The sequence below is a fragment of the Alloalcanivorax marinus genome, from assembly GCF_016785095.1.
Classification (GTDB): domain Bacteria; phylum Pseudomonadota; class Gammaproteobacteria; order Pseudomonadales; family Alcanivoracaceae; genus Alloalcanivorax; species Alloalcanivorax marinus_A.
In genome coordinates this window covers 411,002-417,252 of record NZ_JAEKJB010000009.1, presented here as the reverse complement: position 1 = coordinate 417,252, position 6,251 = coordinate 411,002, and the positions used below count along the sequence as shown (strand labels likewise).

General features: G+C 66.3%; 7 protein-coding genes. All 7 read right to left on the bottom strand.

The window, feature by feature from the left end:
• Positions 1-310: 310 nt before the first annotated feature.
• On the bottom strand, positions 311-1,321 hold the full coding sequence (locus JF515_RS13640; RefSeq protein ID WP_203104978.1) for a hypothetical protein: 1,011 nt from the start codon (positions 1,319-1,321) through the stop codon (positions 311-313).
• 106 nt (positions 1,322-1,427) lie between these two features.
• On the bottom strand, positions 1,428-1,748 hold the full coding sequence (gene glpE / locus JF515_RS13635) for a thiosulfate sulfurtransferase GlpE (RefSeq protein ID WP_203104977.1): 321 nt from the start codon (positions 1,746-1,748) through the stop codon (positions 1,428-1,430).
• Positions 1,749-1,774: 26 nt separating this feature from the next.
• On the bottom strand, positions 1,775-2,998 hold the full coding sequence (gene rhlB, locus JF515_RS13630; protein ID WP_203104976.1) for an ATP-dependent RNA helicase RhlB: 1,224 nt from the start codon (positions 2,996-2,998) through the stop codon (positions 1,775-1,777).
• Between the two features lie 95 nt (positions 2,999-3,093).
• Positions 3,094-3,681: a DUF938 domain-containing protein gene (locus tag JF515_RS13625; RefSeq protein WP_203104975.1), complete on the bottom strand. Its 588-nt coding sequence runs from the start codon at positions 3,679-3,681 to the stop codon at positions 3,094-3,096.
• Between the two features lie 11 nt (positions 3,682-3,692).
• The gene (locus JF515_RS13620; protein ID WP_203104974.1) at positions 3,693-4,526 is read right to left on the bottom strand and encodes an SDR family NAD(P)-dependent oxidoreductase; all 834 of its coding nucleotides are present in this window, start codon (positions 4,524-4,526) and stop codon (positions 3,693-3,695) included.
• A 122-nt stretch (positions 4,527-4,648) separates the two neighbouring features.
• Positions 4,649-5,389: a lysophospholipid acyltransferase family protein gene (locus tag JF515_RS13615; RefSeq protein WP_203104973.1), complete on the bottom strand. Its 741-nt coding sequence runs from the start codon at positions 5,387-5,389 to the stop codon at positions 4,649-4,651.
• A gap of 76 nt (positions 5,390-5,465) precedes the next feature.
• Positions 5,466-6,191: an START domain-containing protein gene (locus JF515_RS13610; RefSeq protein ID WP_203104972.1), complete on the bottom strand. Its 726-nt coding sequence runs from the start codon at positions 6,189-6,191 to the stop codon at positions 5,466-5,468.
• Between the last annotated feature and the right edge of the window lie 60 nt (positions 6,192-6,251).

Genomic DNA, 6,251 nt, shown 5'->3' with positions numbered 1-6,251 from the left:
GCCCTCGGCGCCGCCATGCGCAAACTGGTGCACATCGCCTTCGGCGTACTGAATCGACAAACCCCATTCCAGACCCAACCCCTCGGGGGTTGAGTCCGGATAGGAGAGACGGTATCTACCGCTGCCTTCCCCCGCCCTCTACGGCGCCCACCGTCGCGGCCTGCCTCGAAGCGGCTCGGCGTGGTCCCCTTTCCGGGACCCTGTTTGACAGGATGTCAAACCGGGAGCCCCCAGGGACGGGTTCACGGCGTTCCCGGAAAGGGGACCACGCTGAGCCGCGTCCCCGATGGAGCCTCCGGTGGGGTGCCGATTACTCCCCCAGGGCGTTTTTGAGGATGTCGAGGCAGGCGTCGCTGGTGTAGAAGTCGCCCACCGCGTCGTCGATGGCGCCAGCCAGCAGGTCGCGCTCGTCGAGCACCTTGGCGCCGGCGGCCAGAGCCGGCGCCAGGGCCTTGCCGCGCTGTTTGGGCGTGGTGCCCATGGCCTTGAGCAGCGCCGGCAGGTCCTTGTCCAGCAGCGCCGTCACGGCGGCATGGATGCCGGCGTTCACCAGGGCGCGGCTGTATTCCAGGCGCGCGCCCTGATCGACGATCACCGCCACATGGGGCACGCTGTCGGCGACCACGCCATCGGGCAAGCGCTGGATCAGATCCGCCGGACGCATCGGCGCGATCCGCCGGTAGCCGTCCCGGGCCAGCTCGGCGATGCGTTCATCGGTGAGTTGCCGGTTGAGCCACTGCTCGCCGGTCTTCAGCGTGGCGCGGATGTTGTGGCGTAGATAGTCGCGGATGGTTTCCTCCAGGCCGCCCATGGCCCGGCCCACGCTCTTGCGACCCAGTTTCATCATGCTGCTTACGCCGGGCAGCTTGGCCAGGGCGTTTTCCTCAAGCAGGAAATTCTTAATGCCGGTGTACAGCATCTCGCTGACCATGTCGCTGACCAGCGGATGATTCAGGCAGGCGTGGATGGCGCGTTCGCGCAGCTCGCGCAGGCGCAGGGCCTGGGCCAGGATCGCTTCGAAATGGTCTTCCTCCAGCAGCTCGCCGACCGTGGTGGGTTGCTCGGCGGCCTTGTCCAGCACCGCGTCGGCCACCTGGATCATCACCGGTTCCAGGCCCTGCAAGGTATGCACCCGGGCCAGCCAGTCGTCCACCACCGTGGCCAGGGCGTCGGCATCCACCAGGGCGCCCACCGGCGTCTTGCCGAGCCGCTTCACGCCGTTGTCCAACTGGCTTTGCCAGTAGCCCTTGTCCTGGAGACGTTGGCGGGCGTGGTCCACGTGGGCCTGGCGCAGGGCGCCGGCCAGATCGGCTGCGTTCATCGGCTTCCTCGTTGTTGTCATGCGGGGGAGGACCATGATGGGCCACAACGGCGGCGGGCCATGCAGCCATCCCGCCGTGGGCGCGCGGCGCTGGTGCCAGCCCCGGTCAGGGCTGGTCGTCGACCTGCTCCGGATAGGCCTGGCGCCAGTATTCGAAGCCGCCGTCCAGGCTGACCACGCTGGAGAAGCCGTGCTCGGTCAGGTAATCGCTGGCGCCCTGGCTGGAATGGCCGTGGTAGCAGTACACCACCAGCGGGCGCTGGCGGTCGGTGTCGGCGAGGAATTGTTCCAGGTTGGCCTGATTGAGCGGCACGGCGCCGGGAATGCGCGCCTGCCCGTGGCTGTCCGGGTCGCGCACGTCCACGAACAGAGCATCGCCCTCGCGCAATCGTTCCAGGCCCTGTTCCGGGCTGATCCGTTCGGCCATGTGCGGTCTCCTTGTCGTTGGCGGTGCTAGCGGTCCGCGACCAGGGCCGCGTCCGGGTGTTCGCAGGTGAGCTTCATGCCGATGGCTTCTTCAAGCTGCGGCAGCAGGAAGGCGTCGTCCTCGCAGGCGAAGCTGATCGACACGCCGCTGGCGCCGGCCCGACCGGTACGGCCAATACGGTGCACGTAATCCTCCGGGTCCTCCGGCAGGTTGTAGTTGATCACGTGGGACACGCCTTCGATATGGATGCCCCGGCCGGCCACATCGGTGGCGATCAGTACCTGCAGGTCGCCGGCGCGGAACCGTTCCAGCGTCTTCAGCCGCTGGTTCTGCGGCACATCCCCGGAAATCAGCGACACCTTCAGGCCCTTCTTGTGCAGCCGGTCGTTGAGCCGCCGGGTGATGTCGCGGCGATTGGCGAACACGATCACCTTGTCCATGTTTTCGTTGGTGATCAGGTTGTAGAGCAGGTTGAACTTGTCGTCGGTGGCGGTGATGTAGACCTTTTGCTCCACGGTCTCGGTGGTCACCTGGGTGGGCTCGATTTCGACCACCGCGGCGTCCTCGGTCCAACGCTGGGAGAGGGCCATGACATCGTCATTGAAGGTGGCCGAGAACAACTGCGTCTGCCGGTAGCGGCTTTGCGGCGTCATGCGCACGATGCGTTTCACGTCCGGGATGAAGCCCATGTCCAGCATGCGATCGGCTTCGTCGAGCACCAGGGATTCGACCCGGTCCAGCCACAGGTCGCGGCGTTTGGCGAAATCCAGCAGGCGCCCGGGGGTGGCCACCAGAATGTCGATCAGGCGGGTCTGCAGACGTTCCTGCTGGCGGTTGAAGTTCATGCCACCGACTACGCTCATGACTTGCAGGTCGGTGTAGTGAGCGAGCTGTTTGGCGTCCTTCTCGATCTGCATGGCCAGTTCCCGGGTGGGCGCCACGATCAGGGCGCGGGGCTCGCCGGCGAAGCGTTGCACGGTGATCGGGTGACGCAGCAGGTCGTTGATCATGGTGATCAGGAAAGCGGCGGTCTTGCCGGTGCCGGTCTGGGCGCGGCCGATGGCGTCGGCGCCGGCCAGGGTGTGTTTCAGCACGCTGGCCTGGATCGGCGTGCAGTACTGGAAGCCGGCATCGGCGATACCGCGCATCAGTTCCGGTGCCAGATCGAAATCATGGAACCGGGTTTCCCCCTCTTTCTCGGGAACCTGGAACTGGTCCAGGGTCCACGCGTTGTCGCTCTCTTTTTGCATGGATTCGCTCGGTTGAGAAGCCAGAAACGACCCGGCGCGGCACGGATTGGCCGACCGGCGGCGTCGTCAGACCGAACAGTGTATAAAAAGCGGGCTTATCCGAATACCAAAACCCGGTTATTGGCGGGCATGGCGTGATCGCCCAGCAGGGCGCGGCCATGGTCGGCGAAGCGCGCCACCACCCACTCCTGATCGCGCAGTCCCATGGCCGGGTCCCGGGCACGCAGGCTGTCGTCGAACAGGCGGTTGCTGTCGGTGGTGGGGCGGCCGCCATAGCGGAACGGCCCATACACGGCGAAGCGACCGCCCGGTGCCAGCCGCCGGCAGGCCTGGTCAATGCAGCAGGTCACCTGGTCGCGGCTCATGATATGGAAGGTGTTGACCGTGAGCACGTAATCGAAGGGCCCGGCGGGCCAGGCCGCCTGGTCCTGAACCCGCAGCCCGATGGCCGGGCGCAGATTGTCGGCGGGCTCGGCGGCCAGCCGGGGAAGCAGGGCCTCCAGGTAGTCCGGCTGTTCCGATGGCGTCCAGCCCAGGTGGGGCAGGCGCGGTGCCAGCCAGACCGCGTGCTGGCCGGTGCCGGCGCCGATCTCCAGCAGTTCCCCAGGGGCGGTGAAGTGGTCGCGCAGGACCTCCAGAATCGGGTCCTTGTTGTTGTCCGCCGCCTGGGAGAACGGGAGCATGGGGCAGGTCCTTACTTTTTGATCATCTTCTGGCCGGCCACCATGATGCGTTGATAGGCGGTGGGCATCAGCCGCTGCATGCTGTCGATGGCGCGTGCGTCGGAACCGATCAGCACGCGCCGCTTGTTGCCGCGCACGCCCTTGAGAATAGTACGGGCGGCTTCGTCCGGGGTGGTGCGGAACATCTTCTCGAAGTCCCGGCGAGCCTTTTCCGGGTCCCCGGTAATGTGCTCCATGCCCTTGGCCATGCGTGCGTTGCGGGCGATGTTGGTCTTGATGCCGCCGGGATGCACCGACGTGCAAGACACCTTGCCACCTTCCAGTTCCAGTTCCTGGCGCAGGGACTCGGTGAAACCGCGCACCGCGAACTTGGCCGCGTTGTAAGCGGACTGGGTGGGCACGCCGATCAGGCCGAACACGCTGGAGACGTTGACGATATGCCCTTCGCCGGCCGCTTTCAAATGGGGCAGGAATGCTTTGGTGCCGTACACCACGCCCCAGAAATTGATGCCCATGAGCCACTCGAAATCCTCGTAGGTCATGCGCTCCACGGTGGCGCCCAGGGCCACGCCGGCATTATTGATCACCAGGTGAGCGGCGCCAAAATGGCTGGTGACCCGTTCGGCGAAGCGGTAGACCGCGTCCCGGTCGGCCACGTCGAAGGCTTCGGTGATCAGGCGGCTGTCGTCCAGTCCCAGCTCGTTGGCGGTTTCCCGCAGGCCGGTTTCGTTGATGTCGGAGAGCGCCAGTCGGGCGCCGGCGTCGGCCAGTTGACGGGCCAGGGCGCGGCCGATGCCGGAGCCGGCGCCGGTGACCACGGCCACCTTGTCGTTGAATTGCTTCATTGCGAGCTCGTCGATTGCGATGGATTGGCCGGAGTGTAGCGATTCCGGCTATTCCAAACGGGCCAATCCCCGCTGGCGCGCTGGCCGGGGGGACGGGATGCGTCGACGCCAGGGTCCGGGGCTCAGGTGAGCTCCAGGCAACCTTCCGTGGCCACGCCGGCGATTGCCGAGCGGCAACTGGCCAGGGCTGCTTCCAGCGCCGCCTCGTCGCCGCCGTCCACGGTGACCGGCGCGTGCACCGTCATCGATACCGGGCCCGGGTGCAGGCGCAGGGTGTCCGGCGGCAGCACTTCCCGGGTGCCGGTGAGGGTTACCGGCAGCAGTGGCAGGCCCAGGTCCTGGGCCATGCGGAAGGCGCCTTTCTTGAACGGTCGCAGCTCGCCATCGCGGCTGCGGGTGCCCTCCGGGAAGAACAGGATGCTGGTGCCGTTCACCAGCCTTGCCTTGGCGGTTTCCAGGCTGGCGATGGCGGCCCGGGAGTCACGACGGTCGATGAAGATATGGCCGAGCAGGGCGCAACAGAAACCGATCACCGGCACCTTGCGCAGCTCGTGTTTCATCACCCAGCGGAAGTCCTTGTCCAGGTGCCCGTAAAGCACCCAGATGTCGTACTGGCTGAGGTGGTTGGCGACGATCACGTAGCTTTGCTCCCGATCCAGGTGCTCGGTGCCGTGCAGGCGCACCTGCACGCCGCTGAGCATCAACCCCAGCCGTGACCAGGGCACGGCGGTGAGGCGGCCCACGCGGCGAGGGCCCAGGAAAGGCATCATCAGGAAGCAGAGCAAACCGAACAGGACGGTGGCCGCCAGCATCAGGGGAGCGAACAGGAACCAGGAGTAAATGAAGAAAAGCGCGTTCACCATGCCTGTCGTCTCCATGGCCGGGCGGCGAATTGGTCCAGGCACTGATTTTAGCGAAGATGGCCGAATATGACAGGTATCACGGGTTTTTTGTTACGTTTTCCGAGGACGGACGGCCCGGGCCATTGAGGTCCAGCTCCGGATAATAGTGGCCCTGGTAGCGCGGGCGGCGCACCACCCGGTTGAGCCGTTCCAGGGTGAAGTGGGGCGTCTCGCGCAGCAGCACCTCGGTGAGCCAGCCGGGTATCCGGCCCCCCGGGTCGAAGAGCAGTTGGTAGACCACTTCCACCTGGTCCGGCGCCACCCGTTCAAAACGCAGCTCGCCGCTCAAGGCCGGCACACGCAGGTAGTCCGGGGCCGGGGGCAGCGTGGCGGGCCGGTTGAGCAGGCTCACCACCACCGTGCCCCGCTGACCATCGCGGCCCTGGCTGACGTGGCTTTCCAGTATTGCGTCGCGGTTCGTGAGCGGCCAGGGCATGCGCGTGGTCAGGCGCAGCCGCCGTGGGCCCGGCGCGTCCCGGTTAAGCACCTGAACACCGTCCACCAGATGCAGCCAGTCCGGGTAGGCCGCGTAGTCCTCCAGCAGCGCCACCAGCGCGTACTCGTCGGTGACCCTGAGTCGGGTGACACCGCGAAAGCCGCGCAGGCGCGAGTCGGGCACCCGCGCGGGCTGGTAAACCTGGATGCCCTGGCGATCACTGATCAGCCGCCATTGCCGTTCCTCGGCCAGCGGCGTCAGAGTGCCGGCGCCGGTCAGGAGCGGCAACAGCATGAGCAGGGACAGCCGGAGAGCGCTGATTTGCATAGGGTCTGATCCGAACTGGGAGAGGCCAATCCCCCATCATAGGCAAGGAAGGAACTCCGT

Coding starts and splice junctions, on each gene's coding strand:
- JF515_RS13640 (WP_203104978.1), bottom strand. CDS start 1,321: ATGAACGCAGCCGATCTGGCCGGCGCCCTGCGCCAGGCCCACGTGGAC.
- glpE (WP_203104977.1), bottom strand. CDS start 1,748: ATGGCCGAACGGATCAGCCCGGAACAGGGCCTGGAACGATTGCGCGAG.
- rhlB (WP_203104976.1), bottom strand. CDS start 2,998: ATGCAAAAAGAGAGCGACAACGCGTGGACCCTGGACCAGTTCCAGGTT.
- JF515_RS13625 (WP_203104975.1), bottom strand. CDS start 3,681: ATGCTCCCGTTCTCCCAGGCGGCGGACAACAACAAGGACCCGATTCTG.
- JF515_RS13620 (WP_203104974.1), bottom strand. CDS start 4,526: ATGAAGCAATTCAACGACAAGGTGGCCGTGGTCACCGGCGCCGGCTCC.
- JF515_RS13615 (WP_203104973.1), bottom strand. CDS start 5,389: ATGGTGAACGCGCTTTTCTTCATTTACTCCTGGTTCCTGTTCGCTCCC.
- JF515_RS13610 (WP_203104972.1), bottom strand. CDS start 6,191: ATGCAAATCAGCGCTCTCCGGCTGTCCCTGCTCATGCTGTTGCCGCTC.